The sequence below is a fragment of the Polyangiaceae bacterium genome, from assembly GCA_020633205.1.
In the GTDB taxonomy this organism is placed as follows: Bacteria; Myxococcota_A; Polyangia; order Polyangiales; family Polyangiaceae; genus JAHBVY01.
Genome location: JACKEB010000013.1, coordinates 578,471 through 594,944 on the forward strand (window position 1 = coordinate 578,471; position 16,474 = coordinate 594,944).

Here is a 16,474-nt window from a genome sequence, read left to right on the forward strand (position 1 = left end):
TCAGCAAGCGTGTCGCAGGACGCTGGGCGTGGGGGGAGGGCGCAGCTCCGCGTCCCCGTCATCTGCTTCCGTGACCCCTCCCAGAACCGCGGGCGGGGCTGCGCATGTTGGGACGCCGCCATCGCACGCGGTTAGCACCTCGCGGAAGCAGGCGGCGCTTAGGGGAGCCGCGCTGCAGTCGTCGCGCTGCTGAACTCGATTCGGGCGCACGGACAAGCGGGCGGCTGCTCCCATGCTCAGGCTAGAGGCGGCTTCGGAGAACGCGTTCGCTCGCTCAACGTCCGAGGGAAACGAGTCGGGAAGGTTGCGCAGATTCGGGTTCGAAAGGCTGACGTTGGACGCGGGTTGGCCATCCAGGTCAGCGGGCTCTGGGAGTGACTCTGGAGCTTCGCTTGGGGTGCTTTCGTGTTCTTCTGCTTCGCCCCAGGTACCCGCGTTGCTCACTGGTGCGAAGCTGATGCTGGGGCTTGGGGTAGAGACGCGTAGTTCCATCGCGCCCGGCAGCCAGCTGATGCTCGGACTATCGTCTTCCTCGGCCGCCTCTTCGATGGCCGTCACGACGATATCGGTCTCGTCTGGCGCCGCGGCTTCGGTGGTGGCGTCTTGGTCGGCCTGCTCAGCGGCCGTCGATTCTACCGCGGCCTCTTCGACGGCCGCTGTTTCCGCGCCTGCCTCTGCTTGGGGCGCCTCGCTACCCGGCGGCTCGGCTGTTGCCTTCGGCGCCTGGGTCGGATCATCCGGCGCCGCTTCTAGAGCCAGCGCAGGTTCCGCGGCGAGTTCCGGTAGTGCGATGTCCATGGCCGTGTTGAACTCGGCCGAGCTCGGTCCGACTTCCGGTTCCGCTTCGAGCGTCACTCGACGAGCTTCGGTTTGCTCCCGATTGGGGCGCTCTCGAAGGAAGCTTCTGCGCCTCTGCAAGCGCCCGGCAACGAGGGCGACCGTCCACGCCAACGCCAGCGTGAGTGCCGCTCCGACTCCCACACTGATGCCGCTGGTAACCTCCCCTTGGCTGGCTCCGAAACCGGCCAACAGGGACAGTAGGCCGCTGGCGCCGACGAAAGTCAGCCGTTGGCGGCGGGTCAGCCGCGAGTGCTCGACGTGCTTGTGCCAGTCCTGCACACACAGCGTGCACCAGGAATCCGGCGCAAGCTCATGATCTGGGCAGACGTGTCCGCCGCAAGCCTGGCAGCGGTTGCCGAAGCTCGGTTCCTCACACACGACGCATGGAAAGCTCTTCGGTACGCGGGGTTCTTGGGCCTGCTGTGGCTGGTGCTCCGGCTTCTTGAAGCGGCCAGAGCGGTGAGGTGGTAGCGGCTCCAGTTCGGGCGGTTGTTCCCCGCGGAATACGGCCCTGCTGCGAAGCATCAACACACGGAGCTCGTGCCACATCGCGTCGAGTTGGGGCTCACTGATCTCGAGGAACTTGGCGGCCTCACCCGCAGCGATCTGCTCGATCGCCTGCGCGGTGTCCTCGGCATCCAGGTGATAGCTGAGCTGGTCCGCGAGTCGCAGCGCGCAGATCAACGAACACCAGCGCGTGCCGGCTTCGTACGCGCGCCCCAGCTGGTGATGCCAAGCGACCAAGCGTGGGATCGGCTGGGGGATATTCCACGCGGCGAGGACGTGAGCGCCGAGCACGGCGTGGTCGAAACCGAACAGCTCGCGTTCAGCCCGGTGAAGGGAGTCGAAGCTCTCCCCATGCTTCTCTAGCAGCTCGACGTAGCGAGCGCCTTCGGTCTCCAGCAGCATCAGCTTGCCGATGTCGTGCAAGAAGCCCGCGGTGAAGAGGTCGTCCGTTGGCAGAGACAGGTGGGCTGCGAGGTAGCGTGAGAGCGCAGCAACCACGGTGCCATGCTCGAGGATGCGGGCGGCGTGTGCCGTCTGCGAGTCGAAGAGGTCGAGGATGGCGGCGGTGGTCGATACCTGATGAAGCTTCTCAATCCCAACTAACGCTGCAGCATGGCGGACCGAGGTACAGCGCACCCTTAGCGCGTAGCCTGCAGAGTTGACCAAGCGGAGCAGTCGCGCGCTCAAGGCGCTGTCGCTCTCCAGTACCGTGACCAAATCTCCGAGCGGTACGTCGGGGTCTCGCGTTAGTTCGGCGAGTTTCCGCGCTGCGAGCGGAAATGGCTTCGCGCCCAGGATGCGCCCGGCTCGCGCCGCCATGCTCTGCGCGGCGAGCTTCTCCGACTCCGCGTCGGCGCGCTCGCCAAACCAAAGCTCTTCATCCACTGCAAAGCTCACGCCCTGCAAGAACGGCCGCTTCACACAAAACCGAAGGATGGTAGTTCAACTACCGGTAGGTCCCGCCCGGCGACGTCTATCCCTTGAAGATCTGTTGAGTTTTTCTGTGCCTCTGGCGGTGATTCGGATGCGCCGGCCGTGGTACAGGCCAGAGTATGTCCGGCAGCAGACTTCCAGAACAAGCGCCTCCCCAGGCGGAGCGGCGACCCGTGACGACCACCATTCACGGCCACAGCCGGGTGGATGACTACGCGTGGCTGCGCGATCCAGCGTACCCAGAAGTTCAGAGCGTGGAGATCCGCGACTATCTGGAAACGGAGAATGCGTATCTCGAAGCGGCGTTGCGACCCGTGAAGGATCTGCAGGACCGCGTATTCGAGGAGCTCCGCGGGCGCGTCCAACCGAACGACGACTCGGTGCCTTCGCGCAAGGGAGCGTTCTGGTATCAGGAACGTTACCTCGCGGAACACGAACATCCCCAGGTGCTGCGCTGGCGAGAGGGCGAAGGTCGAGAGCAAGCGCTCTGCTTGCTCGATCTGGACGCCATGGCAAAGGACCACGAGTACTTCGACTTGGGGGACTTCTCACCCTCTCCGGATCAAAGCGTCTTCGCATACAGCGTGGATCTCGACGGCTCCGAGCGGCACGAGGCGCGCTTCCGGAGAGACGACCTGCAAGATCTCCCTGACCGGATCCCCGAGGTTCAGGGGGAGGTGGTTTGGTCAGCAGATGGTCGCCATGTCTTCTATGCAAAGCTCGACGAGCACCACCGGCCGAGCCGCATCTTCCGACACGCGCTGGGTGCGCCAATCGCGTCAGACGTCCTGGTCTACGAGGAGACGGATCCAGCTTTTTGGCTTTCCGTGGAAGAGACCTCGGACGAGGCGTTCATCGTCATCAGCTCCAATGACAAGGAGACTGCGGAGGTGCGCCTCTTAGACAAGCGCACGCCAGAGGCCGAACCTTGGCTGGTCTTGGCGCGGCGCTCTGGCCACGAGTACGACGTAGACCATCACCGCGGGCAGCTCTACGTGCGCACGAACGACCGCCACAAGAACTTCCGCATCGTGGTCACAGCCATCACTGATGTCGCCGAAACCAGCTGGCAAGAGGTGATTCCGCCGAGCGACGACTGCTACCTGCGTGGCTTTGCGCTGTTCGCCGAACACATGGTGGTGCTCGAGCGGGAGGCTGGACTTCCTCACGTTCGCGTTCGGACCTTGGCTTCTGGTGGCGAGCACCGCATCGACTTCCCGGATCCGGTGTACATGGTATCTATCGGGGATAATCCGGAGTTCACAACACGCATCCTGCGTCTCAGCTATCAGTCACTGGTCAGCCCTCCGAGTGTGCTCGACTACGACATGGACGCGCGCACCACCGAGCTAAAGAAGCAACAAGAGATTCCGAGCGGATACGATAAGGCTGAGTATACCTCGCGGCGGCTTTTCGCGACGGCTCCCGACGGTGCGCGGGTGCCGATCTCCCTAGTGCATCGCGTCGACTCGCCCCCTCACCCCCAAACCCCGCTCTATCTTTATGTGTATGGTTCCTACGGTGCGACGATCGACCCGTACTTCAGTCCCAATCGGCTGAGCCTTCTGAATCGTGGCTTCGCGTTTGCGATCGCGCACGTCCGCGGCAGCAGCGTGATGGGCCGACACTGGTACGAGGACGGAAAGGGCCTGAAGAAGCAAAACACATTCAGCGACATTCGCCTCGCCGTCGAGGAGCTCGAGCGTCAAGGCGTCTCTTCGAGGGGGCGCGTCACCATCAGCGGCGGCAGCGCCGGCGGGATGGCGGTGGGTGCTGTCATCAATCAGGCGCCGAGTTATTTCCACGCGGCAGTGGCGTCGGTGCCATTCGTTGACTGCTTGAACACCATGCTGGACGGCAGCCTTCCGCTGACCCCGCCGGAGTACAGCGAGTGGGGGAACCCGGAAAAGGACCCGGAAGTGTACCGCTACATGCTTGGCTACAGTCCGTACGACAACGTCGTGGCGCAGGACTACCCGCACCTGTTGGTTACGGCAGGCATCGCAGATCCACGGGTCACCTACTGGGAGCCCGCGAAATGGGTCGCCAAGTTGCGGGCGCTCAAGCGGGATCAGAACCTGCTCGTGATGCACACCAACATGACCGCTGGACATGGCGGAGCCAGCGGTCGCTTCGAAGCGCTCAAAGAGCTAGCGCGCGAGTACGCGTTCCTGCTCTGGGTGTACGACCACCCCGATACTCACGGCTAGCGATCAGGCGGCGCTGTTCTTCATGAACAGGGTGCGGCCGACACCGTTCTCGAGCATCTGCAGGCCCTCCTCGGCGAAGTCGCGCAGGTTGCCTTTGCAGTCGCTGTCACGCCAGTGCTTCAGCGTGGCGCGCACCACGCCCATGGCTGCACCAGCCAGGATGCGCGCGCGGTATTGGATATCCGGGTTGATGCTCGAGGTGCTGATCGCACCAGCGCGCAGGAGCGCTTCGGCGATCGCCGCTTCCCACTCCCGATCAGACTCGAGCTCGTGGGCGATGAGCGCTGGAGACGCGACCACCAAGCGCTGCTGTTCAGCGTAGCTCTGGGGGGCCTGCATCAGCTCATGAGCGATACCCAAACACGCTCTCCGCACGGAAGCGAAAGGAGACTCGCCGGGTTCGACGGCGCGGAGCAGCTGTCGAAAGCGCTCGAGTCGCTCAGCGTTGTCGGGAAACACGACCGCTTCTTTGGTGGGGAAGTAGCGGAAGAAGGTGCGACGCGACACCTCGGCCTCGGCCGCGATTTCGTCCACCGTCGTCGAGTCGTAGCCTTGCTTGGTGAATAGCCGCTGTGCGGCTTCTACCAATGCTTCACGTGTACGGGCCTTCTTGCGTTCGCGTAGAGTGGGCATTGTCTGCACGTCGACCAACCTTAGCTCGGGTGTTTTGGGAGTTGAAGGCTTGGGGCAACCACAGACCCGCCGCTTGGTTGAGCGGCGGATGTTTCAGGGAGTCACGTGGGACGCGCGAACTCCGAATGAACGTGGCTACTCACAGGGAGCCGCCGCGTCGCTCTGCGTTGCCGGTAGTCTAGCGATAGCACCTTCCGTGGAAGACAGCTCAGGAGATTCCGACGAAACGCGCTCCACGTCGTCTGAGAGCGACTTGATGAAACAGCCATACGCGTGGCTATCACGTCATCGACTCCGCCTTTGGTTCGCGCCGCGGGCGGCGCGAACTGAACGCAACGTGATGTCCATTCAGGCGAGCGGGTGTGGAACACACCCCGCCAATGAGAACCCACCGTGCCCGCACAGGGATGGGACTGCCCCTGCGCTCGCGAAATCCTCGCCAAATCTGGGGATTTGGCGAGCGCAGGGGCATCTATCTCCGTGCGGAGTAGCACGCAGTTTGCTGAAGCTTTGCTTCAGCAAACTGCTTGTGCGTCGCGTTGTAAGCTCACCAGCGTCACGCTTTGGCCGTTTTGCAGTTGTACGTTTCCGCGCGCTGGTAAGGTGATTTCTGATCGCCCAACCAGTGCGAGTTCAATCGGAGCCGTGGGGTCCGGAGTAGGCGCAGCGACGTCCGCTCCAACCGCCATCGCGTACGAGTTGATCATGCGCGGCTCTCTCCCTTTTTCGCGCCCTTTGGGGCGCGAGGCTTGGCCGGGATCCGTGAGCCCTCCGAGCAACAACAAGTCTTTCGCATCACCATCCTCCAGCACACCGTGAGCTTGGGCACGCCCCAGTTCGCCATCTCCACTTCTTCGAAAGCGGTTTGAAATAGAGTGATCGGCGTGTCGAAACGATCGAGTTCGTCCTCGGGATTGAGCCCGAGCAACAGGCTCGCCACCGCCTTCAACCGCACCGGTGCTTCGGCCAACAGCAGGTTGTAGACCCAGCTTCCGCCTGCTCCGCTGAGCACACCTCCGCGCACATCCTTTTCGAGTGGGATCACCGCACCGCCCAACGTGCTGCCAGTGGAGTGACCGAAAACGAACAAGCGTTTGCTGTCATACCGAAACCGAGGAAGCCTGCGCGAGTTCTAACTCGCGCTGCCGAGGTCAGAGAGGGCGAGTCCATGAGCGAGCTCGTTTGGTACTCGCCCTCGAATGGTCGTGGCACTGGCTTCAGGGCAGAGGTCTCCCGGGATCTCGATGTGTTTCACCCACTCGATGAGCGTGGTGAAGTCCACGATGCCCTGCTGGATGTTGCCGCGAAACGCCCACAGGTTGCCGGTGTTCCAGAAGTCGACGAGGCCATCCTTTGCCGCGGGGTTACGCTCCCAGGCTAGAGGCGCGGGGAAGCCCAAGCTTGCGACGCCGCGCCGCGCGAGCTGCAGCGCAGGGCCTTGACCTCGAGGTCCGAGTCCGAGATCCGGGTCTTCGCTCTCCTTGGTGCGGTCGATCACCTGGCGCGCCTTGCCGCCGCCGCCCGCGCCGTAGAGCAGCATCGGGTAACCTGCAGCCGGCATTGGTTGCTTCGGCACGGTGAGGAGGATTTCCACGTTGTCGAGGCTCTGCTCGACCAGTGCCCCGTTGCCGTCTTCCACCATGGCTCCATCACCGATGGTGGCGTACGGCTTGGTGCTGGTCTGGAACACGGGGAGCGCCGCGCTGGCGCGGACCACGCAGTAGTCGTCGTAGCTCTCGCCGGCGTCGGCGATGTCGTTTGCCACGGGTGTGGGTCGCGCCGCCACCTGATCACGCCAGCGCAGGTGACGAATCAACGCATTACCCGTACGGAAAACCGTTGCGGCGCGAATACTCGAAAGGTCGAGTTGCTTCTCTGCGTAGTACGCGCGCAACGCGCTGAACCCCGCCGAGAGCCGTCGAGCTTCAGGGAGCTCGGCCTCGGCTGCGGGTGTCTCGCCGCGCTTCAGTTGCTCGAGCTCGAGAGCACTGCCGAGCGCAGAGCCGTCCGCAGCGCGCACGCCGGACGTCACGACGAATGCGTACAGCGTATCAGGATCCAGAACGAAGCCTTGGAATGGCAACGCGACGAGCACGTTGCTTGGGCTGTACGTCTCGGCCGCGACCTTGAACTGCACCTCGAGTCCAAGCCGACTCGCGTAGTAGGGTGAGCTTCGGTCTATGTTGACCAGGAACACCGAACTCTCGGGCCGCAGGCTGTCTTCCACACTGCTTGGCAGCGTCGCTTCATCCAGGGCGCCCGAAAAAGGAAAGTACGCGGCGCCGTTGGTGCTGAAGCCCTGGCTCCCGGTCTCCAGCATGTCGACCATCTGTTGCACCATGACGTTTCCGTTAGGATTCGGAAAGTCGGTGACCCTCAAGCTTCCGTCGTCCCGTGCGCGGTTCGGGCGAGGGAACGGCGCCGCAAAGAAGGACGCTTCAGCGTCGACGTCGAAGAGCGCATGAGTCCCCTCGATGGCCGTGGTGGGTGTCGGCTGCGGGTCGTCTGACGAGCAGCCGGCGCTGATGCAGAGCGCTACCAGGCAGACGCTGGCGCGGACGCTCCACACCACGGGTTTCCGGCGCAGGTCCGTTCCGTTTTCTGCTTCATAGAAAGCACTGACCTTCCCCGCGATAGGTGGGGACGCGCTCTAGTACTTTCCCATGTTGAATTAGCAAGTACTCGGTGAAGCGCTCTGCTAGTTCTCCGGCCTTCGCGTGCCGGAAGACTACCGGGTCTCCGCGTTCGAGGCGCAGGCCTGAAGGAATTGCGAGCGGTGTTTGAACTTCTCCCGCCATCTCGCCTCCAAGAAGCCTCAGCCCGACGGGGAGATAGGGCAGCGGCGCTTTGTCAGCCACCGTGGGCCCAGAGGCGATGTAGCCGCCACCCGCGCAGGTCACTAGGCCGGACCCAGGAATGCGCGTCACTTCGACCGCGAAGAAGCCCGCCGGCTCGAGGGAGCGCATATGCGGATTCCTGTAATAGTCGAAGAGGTGACTCTTCAAGAACGCAGAGCCGGCAGTCACCTCGGTGACTCCAGTCTCCGGAGTGGTCGTGTCTAAGGACCCGCTCCCCCCGCCGTTGACCAACTGCGGCTCGAGGCCCGCCTGCTTCAGGAGCTGCACCATGTTGGCGCGTCGCTCTCCTAGTTCCCGTGAGGAAATGCGTCGGACCAGTGACTTGATCGAGTTCTTGGCCGGCTCGAACGGATTGGCATCGCCCAAACCTGCCACCTGGGCTTCGTAGGCCATCAGGCCATGGAAGCGGAGACCCGGCGTATCCGCGACGCGCTTGGCAAGCTCGAGGACCGCTGCCGGACTATGAAGCGGAGAGCGGCGCACGCCGAGATGAAGCGCGCCCTTGGCGAGCTTCAGGCTCATGTCAACGCACAGGCAGACGTCGATTTGGGTGGCGTGAGCCTGCGCGGTCTCACCCAAGCGAGGCAGCACCTCTGCGGCGTCGACGACCATGCTGATGCGGTTGCCCTCGCTTGCCAGGTTTGCGACGCTGTCGAAGTCGGGCTGTTGAAAGCTAGGGTATGCGAGCAAGAAGTCGTCAATGCCCTGGCCCGCAAGGTACTCGGCTTCCCGTGCGGAATAGCACATCACTCCGCGCATGAGGCCGCTCGGATGAGCGAGCAGGCGCTTGATCAGGAAGGGCACTCTGAGCGACTTCGTTGCCGGACGGAGCGGAATGCCGTGAGGGCGGATCGTATCCAGCACCCGCTCGACGTTGCGATCGAAGGCGTCGAGATCGACGAAGCCAACCGGCAAGCGTTGCCCCGAGAGGCAGCGCCTGATCTCTCCATAGCTCAGAGCCATGGGACACTTACTCCGCGGTCGGGTTGACTTCGCCTGGTTTGTAGATTGGCTCCCCGTAAGACTCGACCTCAGCAACTTCCTCGGGGAAAAGGCTCATGAAGCTGAGCGTACCGGTCGTGGGCTCCTCGCCGATGGAGTTCACCTGGACTTTGGCGATGGTCGCGCTCCCAGCACCGCGCCAGCGGCCGGTGTTGTCCTGGCTGATTTGCCCGATGATCACCGTGTCGACCGCCGTGATGCGTACGCCGGACCCCGAACCGATCACGATGTCGATGGGGAACGGTGGGGTACCGATGCCGGTCGTGCCGTCGGGCAGGTCCGCGGTGTAGCCCGCGCCAAGGAAGGTGTAGCCCACGGGACGATCTTTGATTGGGATGAAGTCGAGGAACTCGTCGATCGAGCCCATGTTGGTCGACGGCTTCACACACGCGGGAGACGGAAACAGCTGACACGCGTTGGGTGAGCAATCCGATGGACACCCAGGGCGATCGTTCAAGGCCGTGGTGCGGTTTCCGTCCGTAAACAGACCTTCCCAGGTACCGGCGTCGGGGTCGACGTTGAGCCAGGCGAAGAGGCGAAGCTGCTGCTGGAGGGGAGGCGGTGCGATGTCGAACAGGAAGAAGTAGGGGCCGGTTGGCAGCGACGTGGGCCCCGGTAGGAAGGCTCGATACGTGAACTCGAGGCGCTGTCTTACCAGAGTCGAGTGACCGTCGAGATCTTCCAAGCCAGGTTCGACGACTACCAAGTAGGGCACGGCGATCTTCGGGCTCTCATCGAAGCGAATGGTGACGGACTGCTCGCCTACCTCCACCTTCGCACCGTCAGCGCTACCGCTGCGACCGTCGTAGGACGCGAGCTGCACCAAGCCCTCGTTGTTGCAGCAAGGCGCTGGAGCGTCGCCATTGCACTGACCGCGCGCGCGCTGCGCTTCGCAGTAGCCTGACTCGTCGGGGAGGTTTCCCTCGGGATCAATGTCGAGCGCCTTGTCCCCGCGGACCACCTTGAAGCGCAGCGACTTCTTCGCGAACGGTTCGTTGAAGCGCACAACCAACGCATCCGAGGGTGAGCCCTCGAGGAAGGAACCTTGCACGCCCGCGATGGACGCCTTGGGAGGCGGATCGAATGTCTCGCACGCCGCGAGACCCGCCGAAGCGCTGCCGAGCATCGCGGCCATCCCCAATCGCAGCACGACCGTTGACCGCTTCGCTCTCACCGTCCTGGGCTTTGAAATCACCAAGCTTTCCTCCCTCGCATTGCAAGCGCTTCGCGCAGCGTCCCGCACCCAACCTGCGCCTTCAAAGACTAACCCCGTAACCCACGTTAGCGAGGTGGCACTGGGTGTCAACGCTCAAAAGCCGTACGGCTGCGCGCCCGCGAACGCCCGCCTGCAGCATGCGCCCAAGGAGGCGTTGCGGTCGTGCGAATGTGTTTGAGGTCTGAGTGGGGCAGTGCATAAGGCATGCGTGCCTGTCCTGACTGCCAAGGGTCTGCGTAAGAGCTTCGGCCCGCAAGTGATTCTCGACGACGTGGAGATCCATATTCGACGCGGCGAACGCGTCGGCTTGGTTGGCAATAACGGATCGGGCAAGAGCAGCTTGGGTCGCATCTTGGCGCAACGCGACATGCCCGACGCTGGGCAAGTTGCCGTGCGGCGGGACGCGTCGGTCGTCTACCTGGAGCAGGAGCCGTCGCTCGACCCCGAGCGGACTGCGCGCGAAGTCTGCCTGGAGGGGCTGGGGGCCTGGAACGATGCGCGTGAACGACACGCCCGCGCGTCGCGCTTGCTCGAAGCCGGAGAGGGAGATCTCGAAGCATTGCTCCACGAGCAGAGCGAGGCGGCGCACGACGTGGAGCACCTCGGCGGCTGGGAGCTAGGGCAACGCGGCGACCGGATGCTGACGGCACTCGGATTGTTCGATGTCGATCGCCCGGTAGGGACGCTATCGGGAGGAGAGCGACGTCGCGTAGCGTTGGCGCGGTGTCTCCTCTCGTCCCCGGATCTCGCGATCCTCGATGAGCCGACGAACCACCTCGACGCGGAGACCATCGAGTGGCTGGAGCGCTACCTGAGCGAAGAGCATCAGGGCGCGCTGTTGCTCATCACTCACGATCGCTACGTGCTCGATTCCGTGGTGGAACGCACGCTGGAGCTCGACCAGGGAAAGCTCTACGGCTACGCCGGGGGCTGGAGCGCCTACCTCGAGGCGAAGATGGAGCGGCAGTTCCAAGAGGCGAAGACCGAGGCCAACCGCCAAAATCTCCTCCGTCGGGAGCTCGAGTGGTTGCGGCGTCAACCCAAAGCGCGCGGAGGTAAGCAGAAGGCGCGCATCGATCGCGCCGAAGCCGCTCGGGATCAAGCGGCGCCGAATCAAGAGAAGCGCGCGGAGCTCAAGCTCGAGACCACGCGACTCGGCAGCCGCATCGTCGAGGTCGAAGATCTGACCTTGGACCTTGGAGGGCGGCGCTTGCTCGATGGACTCACGTTGAAGCTGACCCGGGGCACGAAGCTCGGCATCATTGGGCGCAACGGCGCAGGAAAGACCAGCTTGTTGAAGCTCCTGCTCGGCGAGATGCCGCCGACTTCCGGCAAGGTGCTGGTCGGTGACAACACGCGCGTTGCTTACTTCGATCAGGCTCGCAGTGGCCTCAGGGACGAGCAAAACGTACTGGAGAACGTCGCGGACGGCAACGACTGGGTCGACTGGAACGGAAACCGCATCAGCGTTTACTCGTACCTCGACCGCCTGCTTTTCCCCAAGGATCGCCAGCGCACGCCGGTCGGCTCGATGAGCGGCGGCGAGCGCGCTCGCGTCGCGCTCGCGAAGCTGATGCTCGGCTCCGCCAACGTGCTGGTGATGGACGAGCCGACGAACGACTTGGACGTGGCCACGCTCAGCGCATTGGAGGAACTCTTGATCGAGCTGAACGGCGTCGCGATCGTCGTCACTCACGATCGCTACTTCCTCGATCGCATCGCCACCGACATCTTGGCCTTCGAGCGCGATGATGAAGACCCCGAACGCAACGTGGTCCACCACTACGTCGGCAACTACTCGACCTATCGTCGCTTGAGCGAAGAGCGCCGCGCGGAACTACAGGCGCAAAGGAGCGCTGAAGCGAAGCCAGAGCCAGCGCCTGCAGTCAGCAAGCCGAGCGACGTAGCACCTCCCCCCCAAGATCCAGGGCTCAAGAAGCTGACCTACGCCGAGAACAAAGAACTCGATGGCATCGAGGAGCGCATCGCCGAGGCGGAGACCGAACAAGCCCGTCTGGAGGCGGAGCTCGCCGATCCCGATATCTACCGCACGCGAGCGGCGGAGGTGCCAGCGCTGCAGGAGCAACTCGCCACGGCTCAAGCGCTGACGGAGCAACTGATGGCGCGCTGGGAAGAGCTCGAGACGCGGCGCGCTGCGACGACCAAGCGCTGACGTGATAGCGTTCGCGCCATGCGAGCGCTGCGAGTTCACGAGCTAGTTGGTCCCACGGGTCTTCGCGTCGACGAGATCGACGCGCCGAAGCCTGGCTCCGGCGAGGTGTTGGTCGAGGTCAAGGCGGCGGGCGTCAACTTCCCCGATGTGCTCTTGACCTACGGCAAGTACCAGTTTCAACCCACGCCGCCGTTTAGCCCGGGTGGAGAAATCGCCGGTGTCGTGAAGGCGATAGGTGAGGGCGTGACGAGCGTTGCCGTGGGGGAACGCGTGGCGGCGACGATGCTCAACGGTGCCTTCGCCGAGCAAGTCGTGGTGCCCGAGCTGGCGCTCGCGAAGCTTCCGGAGAATGTGTCCTTCGAAGTCGGCGCGGGCTTCCTGCTGACCTACGCCACCACGTACTATGCGCTGAAAGATCGCGCGAACCTGCAGCCCGGAGAGAAGCTCTTGGTGCTCGGTGCTGCCGGCGGCGTTGGCTTGGCCGCCGTGGAGCTTGGCAAGCGCATGGGCGCGACGGTGATCGCCGCGGCTTCCAGCGCGGAAAAGCTCGAGCTGACGAAGCAACACGGAGCGAGCGAAGTCATCAACTACTCGGAGGAGAAGCTGAAGGACCGCGCCAAGGCGCTCAGTGGCGGCGGCGTCGACGTGATCTACGACCCGGTAGGGGGAGACTTCGCCGAACAGGCGCTGCGCGCCATCGCGTGGGAGGGGCGCTTCTTGGTGATCGGCTTTGCTGCCGGCGACATTCCGAAGATCCCGCTGAACCTAACGCTCTTGAAGAGCTGCCAGATCGTCGGCGTGTTCTGGGGTGCGTTCGCGATGCGTGACCCCGCGAAGAACCGCGCCAACATTCAGCAGTTGCTTGACTGGCTCGCCGCTGGCGAACTCTCACCTCATGTGGACGCCGTGCTGCCCTTTGCTCAGGGCGCCGAAGCGCTTCAGCGCATGGAGCGGCGTGAGGTGAAGGGGAAGCTCGTTCTAGTTCCCTGAGCTGCTCAACGGCTGCGAGGCGTGCTAGACGCCAGACATGAGCCTGCGTTGTGGATTGAAGCTGCGCTGTGGATTGACGCTGCGTCGTGGTTTGGGCTTGTTCGGGGGTTTGGGGTTAGGCGCGCTGGTTCTCGCGTCGGGATGCTCCAGTGACGACCCCGCTCAGGAGTCGAGCTTCAAGCCATTCGACTACGCGGCCATGGGGCCGCTGTCCGGGAACTCAGGCAAGGGCAGCTTCCGCTTTGGTGCGGCCAGCGCTGATGCGCAGATCGAAGATCAGAACACCAACACGGACTGGTGGGTGTGGACGACGCCGGTCGATCAGGGAGGCCTTGGCAAGGGCAACGATCCAGTTGGTGAAGCGACCCAGGGCTACACCCGGGCGATCGACGACATCCAGCTGATGACTGACATGCACCTCGACAGCTATCGCTTCAGCATGTCTTGGGCGCGGATCGAGCCCCAGCGGGATCAAGTTGACGAGGCTGCCCTCGAGCACTACTCCCAGGAACTCGATGCGCTAATTGCCGCGGGGATCCGACCCAATGTGACCATCCACCACTTCAGCTACCCGGTGTGGATCGATGACCCGCGGGACCCGGAGTGTGCCGCGGGGCCGTCAGACGCAAACCTATGTGGTTTGGGGCACCCTCAGGGGGGCGCGCTAGTCGTCGAAGAGATGCGCCAGTTCGCAAAGTTGCTCGCTGAGCGCTTCGGCGACCGCGTCGACGATTGGGCTACGGTCAACGAGCCGGTGAACTACTTGCTCGCTGGTCACGGAGTTGGGCAATTTCCGCCCGGTAAAGCTAAACTGTTCTCGCTGCTTGACGGCTTCATGCCGGTGGTGCGGGACTACCTGAGTGGTCACGCGGCGATGTACCATGCGGTCAAGGAGGCTGACTCCATCGACGCGGACGGTGACGGCATCGCTGCCAACGTCGGACTCACCTTGAGCGTCGGCGAGTGGGCTCCCGCGCGAGACAACGAACCGAGTGAGGATCCGGAAGACGTCAGCGCAGCCGAGCGGCTCAAGTACGTCTACCACTACATGGTGCCGGACGCGATGTTGACGGGGAAGTTCGACGCTGATCTCGACGGCACCGCTGAAGAGGATCAGCCCGGTTGGAAGGGCACGCTCGACTGGATGGGAGTGCAGTATTATTTCCGCGCGGGAGTGACCGGGAAGAACGGCTTGGTGCCTGAGCCGTTGAAGCTCACGCCGTGCTTCAGCGCGTTCGACTTCGGCTCCTGCCTCTTGCCGACGGACCCCTCCTGGTGCGTGCCGGAGATGCAGTACGAGTACTACCCGGAGGGCCTGTACAACGTCCTGCACGCCTACGGTGAGCGCTACCCAGCGCTTCCGCTCGTTGTGAGCGAATCCGGCATCGCGACTGAAGTTGGCGAGCGCCGAGCGTCGAACATCGTGCGCGCCCTGGAGCAAATCGAGCGCGCCCGCGCGGAGAAGGTCGACATCCGTGGCTACTACTACTGGAGCCTCACCGACAATTTCGAGTGGGTGGAAGGCTTCGGGCCGCGCTTTGGCCTCTACTCCGTCGACTACGACACCTACGAGCGTACGCCCACGCTCGGAGCTGAAGTGCTGGGCAAGATCGCTGAGACGCGCAAGCTCTCCCAAGAGTACCGCGACCTCTACGGCGGTGATGGACCGATGACGCCGGAAGGCACGTTTGGTCCGCGTACTTTGTGTAGCGGCAAAGACCTGCCTTGATAGCGTTGTCAGGCGGAAATGGGCGTCAGTGCGCGGTGCTGGTGGACGTGTCCGACCCAGTCCGCGCGCGGATGTGGCTGCTGATCGACCTCTTCGTGTCGTCGATCTTCAGATCGCAGACTGCGTTGTTCGGCTCGCTGCGCGCTCTCGGCTACTTCCACCGCAGTCGCGCCTCGAGCTTGACCAGCGGATAGCCCTCGAAGCTGCCATCTGGGGTGCTCTCGACGCGAGTCGGCGCTACCTCTTTCGCGCCTGCCAGTTCGAGCAAGGTACGAACATATGCGAGGATCACCGTGGGTAGCCAAGTGGCAAGCTCTGACGGGCAGCCGCCGATCTCAAAGTACACTTCGGTCTTTCCGTGTGGCACCAGTTTGTGTTGCCCGAAGTTGTAATACTGGCCCATCAAGCGCCCAAACACGTTCGCGGCGTGGCTCGCGCCCAGCAGCTTCACGAAGACTTTGTAGATCCCTTGCAGCTCACGCCGCGCCTGCCACTCCGACGCGCGGCGCGCGATGTTGTCCAGCGTCGTGCCGCTGAGATGCGCTGCGGCGCGGTCTAGCTCCAAGAACGGAAAGATGTCGTACCAGCCGCTCGGCAGGAAGCGCTGGGAGGCGAACCCGCGCAGCTCCGGTTCCAGTCGCTCGAGCACGGCGCGTGAACCCCCCTCGACTTCGGCATCGTAGAACTCGAGGGCGCCCGCATACGCGACGCCCTTCACCTTGAACGGGCTTTCCCCGATCCCCCCCATGATCCCAAACCCTAACACGCTCCCGACGACGCTCTTCCGCGTTTGGCGATGCGTCCAAAGCAAAAACGGCTGATCCTGTTCCGGATCAGCCGCCTGTTTGAGTGAGCCGCCTGTGTAGATCAGCAGCAGCCCTGTACCCGATCGGTCAGCTTCGACCTGCGTGACGATCATTCATCGTCGTCGTCGTCATCCTCATCGTCCTCACCGCAGAAGCACTCAGCGCCTTCTTCGACGCCACACGCCTTGCGCTTGGCTTCGTCCTTCTCGAGGGTGTTGATCGATGGCTCGGCCTTGCACTCGGTCTTCCCCGCCAGCGAGCCACACTCGGGCTTGTTCGGGTACTTCCACTCGAAGCAGTCGCCATCGGGGGACTCGAGCTTCTTCGCCTTGTGGGTGACCTCTTCCGCAAGCTGCGGCGCGGCCTCGGGTGCGGCAACAGCAGCGCTCACGTCCGCCTCAGCTGCCTGGCTCTCGCTCGTGGTGACCAAGGGCGCCGCGACCAGGCCCGCTGCGATCAGGAACGAAATCACGAGTCCGACTTGGCGCCGGGACGTGGAATTGGCAGTGACAACCTCAGGACTACGCTGCATAGCCGTGCTCTAGCACCGCTACGGCCGAATTTGAATGCTTCAGAC

The 16,474-nt window shown here is 63.5% G+C and carries 12 protein-coding genes; 4 read left to right on the forward strand and 8 right to left on the reverse strand.

The features are described 5' to 3' along the window. Positions 1-2,268 carry an HDOD domain-containing protein gene (locus H6718_18830; protein ID MCB9587463.1) on the reverse strand — a complete coding sequence of 756 codons (2,268 nt, stop codon included), beginning with the start codon at positions 2,266-2,268 and terminating at the stop codon, positions 1-3. A gap of 131 nt (positions 2,269-2,399) precedes the next feature. On the opposite strand from H6718_18830, the gene H6718_18835 reads away from it, so the two are divergent. After that, positions 2,400-4,490: a S9 family peptidase gene (locus H6718_18835; GenBank protein MCB9587464.1), complete on the forward strand. Its 2,091-nt coding sequence runs from the start codon at positions 2,400-2,402 to the stop codon at positions 4,488-4,490. Positions 4,491-4,493: 3 nt separating this feature from the next. On the opposite strand, the gene H6718_18840 is transcribed toward H6718_18835, so the two are convergent. The 5 genes from H6718_18840 to H6718_18860 all read right to left on the reverse strand — a co-directional run bounded on the left by H6718_18840 (position 4,494) and on the right by H6718_18860 (position 10,133). Continuing rightward, a complete protein-coding gene (locus tag H6718_18840) occupies positions 4,494-5,123 on the reverse strand; it encodes a TetR family transcriptional regulator (GenBank protein ID MCB9587465.1) in 630 nt (209 codons plus the stop codon). Positions 5,124-5,826: 703 nt separating this feature from the next. Next, positions 5,827-6,213 (reverse strand): hypothetical protein, encoded by a 387-nt coding sequence (locus H6718_18845; GenBank protein ID MCB9587466.1) that lies wholly within the window; start codon positions 6,211-6,213, stop codon positions 5,827-5,829. Between the two features lie 42 nt (positions 6,214-6,255). Then, the gene (locus H6718_18850; protein ID MCB9587467.1) at positions 6,256-7,692 is read right to left on the reverse strand and encodes a hypothetical protein; all 1,437 of its coding nucleotides are present in this window, start codon (positions 7,690-7,692) and stop codon (positions 6,256-6,258) included. Positions 7,693-7,729: 37 nt separating this feature from the next. Beyond that, positions 7,730-8,944, reverse strand: coding sequence for an alanine racemase (locus tag H6718_18855; protein MCB9587468.1), 1,215 nt, complete (start codon positions 8,942-8,944; stop codon positions 7,730-7,732). 7 nt (positions 8,945-8,951) lie between these two features. After that, positions 8,952-10,133, reverse strand: a complete 1,182-nt coding sequence (locus H6718_18860) for a hypothetical protein (GenBank protein MCB9587469.1) — start codon at positions 10,131-10,133, stop codon at positions 8,952-8,954. Between the two features lie 274 nt (positions 10,134-10,407). On the opposite strand from H6718_18860, the gene H6718_18865 reads away from it, so the two are divergent. Genes H6718_18865 through H6718_18875 form a run of 3 tightly spaced genes read left to right on the forward strand, consistent with a single transcriptional unit; the run spans position 10,408 to position 15,091 of the window. Further along, positions 10,408-12,372 (forward strand): ATP-binding cassette domain-containing protein, encoded by a 1,965-nt coding sequence (locus H6718_18865; GenBank protein MCB9587470.1) that lies wholly within the window; start codon positions 10,408-10,410, stop codon positions 12,370-12,372. A gap of 18 nt (positions 12,373-12,390) precedes the next feature. Beyond that, positions 12,391-13,362 carry an NADPH:quinone oxidoreductase family protein gene (locus tag H6718_18870; protein ID MCB9587471.1) on the forward strand — a complete coding sequence of 324 codons (972 nt, stop codon included), beginning with the start codon at positions 12,391-12,393 and terminating at the stop codon, positions 13,360-13,362. Positions 13,363-13,399: 37 nt separating this feature from the next. After that, positions 13,400-15,091, forward strand: coding sequence for a glycoside hydrolase family 1 protein (locus H6718_18875; protein ID MCB9587472.1), 1,692 nt, complete (start codon positions 13,400-13,402; stop codon positions 15,089-15,091). A 151-nt stretch (positions 15,092-15,242) separates the two neighbouring features. Here the strand turns inward: H6718_18875 and H6718_18880 are convergent, their stop codons facing one another. Next, on the reverse strand, positions 15,243-16,010 hold the full coding sequence (locus H6718_18880) for a hypothetical protein (protein ID MCB9587473.1): 768 nt from the start codon (positions 16,008-16,010) through the stop codon (positions 15,243-15,245). After that, a complete protein-coding gene (locus tag H6718_18885) occupies positions 16,007-16,429 on the reverse strand; it encodes a hypothetical protein (GenBank protein MCB9587474.1) in 423 nt (140 codons plus the stop codon). The genes H6718_18880 and H6718_18885 overlap by 4 nt, the downstream gene beginning before the upstream one ends. Positions 16,430-16,474 lie beyond the last annotated feature (45 nt).

Bases quoted from the DNA above. Each gene is read 5' to 3' on its own strand.
- H6718_18855 (MCB9587468.1), bottom strand. From the start codon at position 8,944: ATGGCTCTGAGCTATGGAGAGATCAGGCGCTGCCTCTCGGGGCAACGC.
- H6718_18880 (MCB9587473.1), bottom strand. From the start codon at position 16,010: ATGATCGTCACGCAGGTCGAAGCTGACCGATCGGGTACAGGGCTGCTG.
- H6718_18885 (MCB9587474.1), bottom strand. From the start codon at position 16,429: ATGCAGCGTAGTCCTGAGGTTGTCACTGCCAATTCCACGTCCCGGCGC.
- H6718_18840 (MCB9587465.1), bottom strand. From the start codon at position 5,123: ATGCCCACTCTACGCGAACGCAAGAAGGCCCGTACACGTGAAGCATTG.
- H6718_18870 (MCB9587471.1), top strand. From the start codon at position 12,391: ATGCGAGCGCTGCGAGTTCACGAGCTAGTTGGTCCCACGGGTCTTCGC.
- H6718_18835 (MCB9587464.1), top strand. From the start codon at position 2,400: ATGTCCGGCAGCAGACTTCCAGAACAAGCGCCTCCCCAGGCGGAGCGG.
- H6718_18875 (MCB9587472.1), top strand. From the start codon at position 13,400: ATGAGCCTGCGTTGTGGATTGAAGCTGCGCTGTGGATTGACGCTGCGT.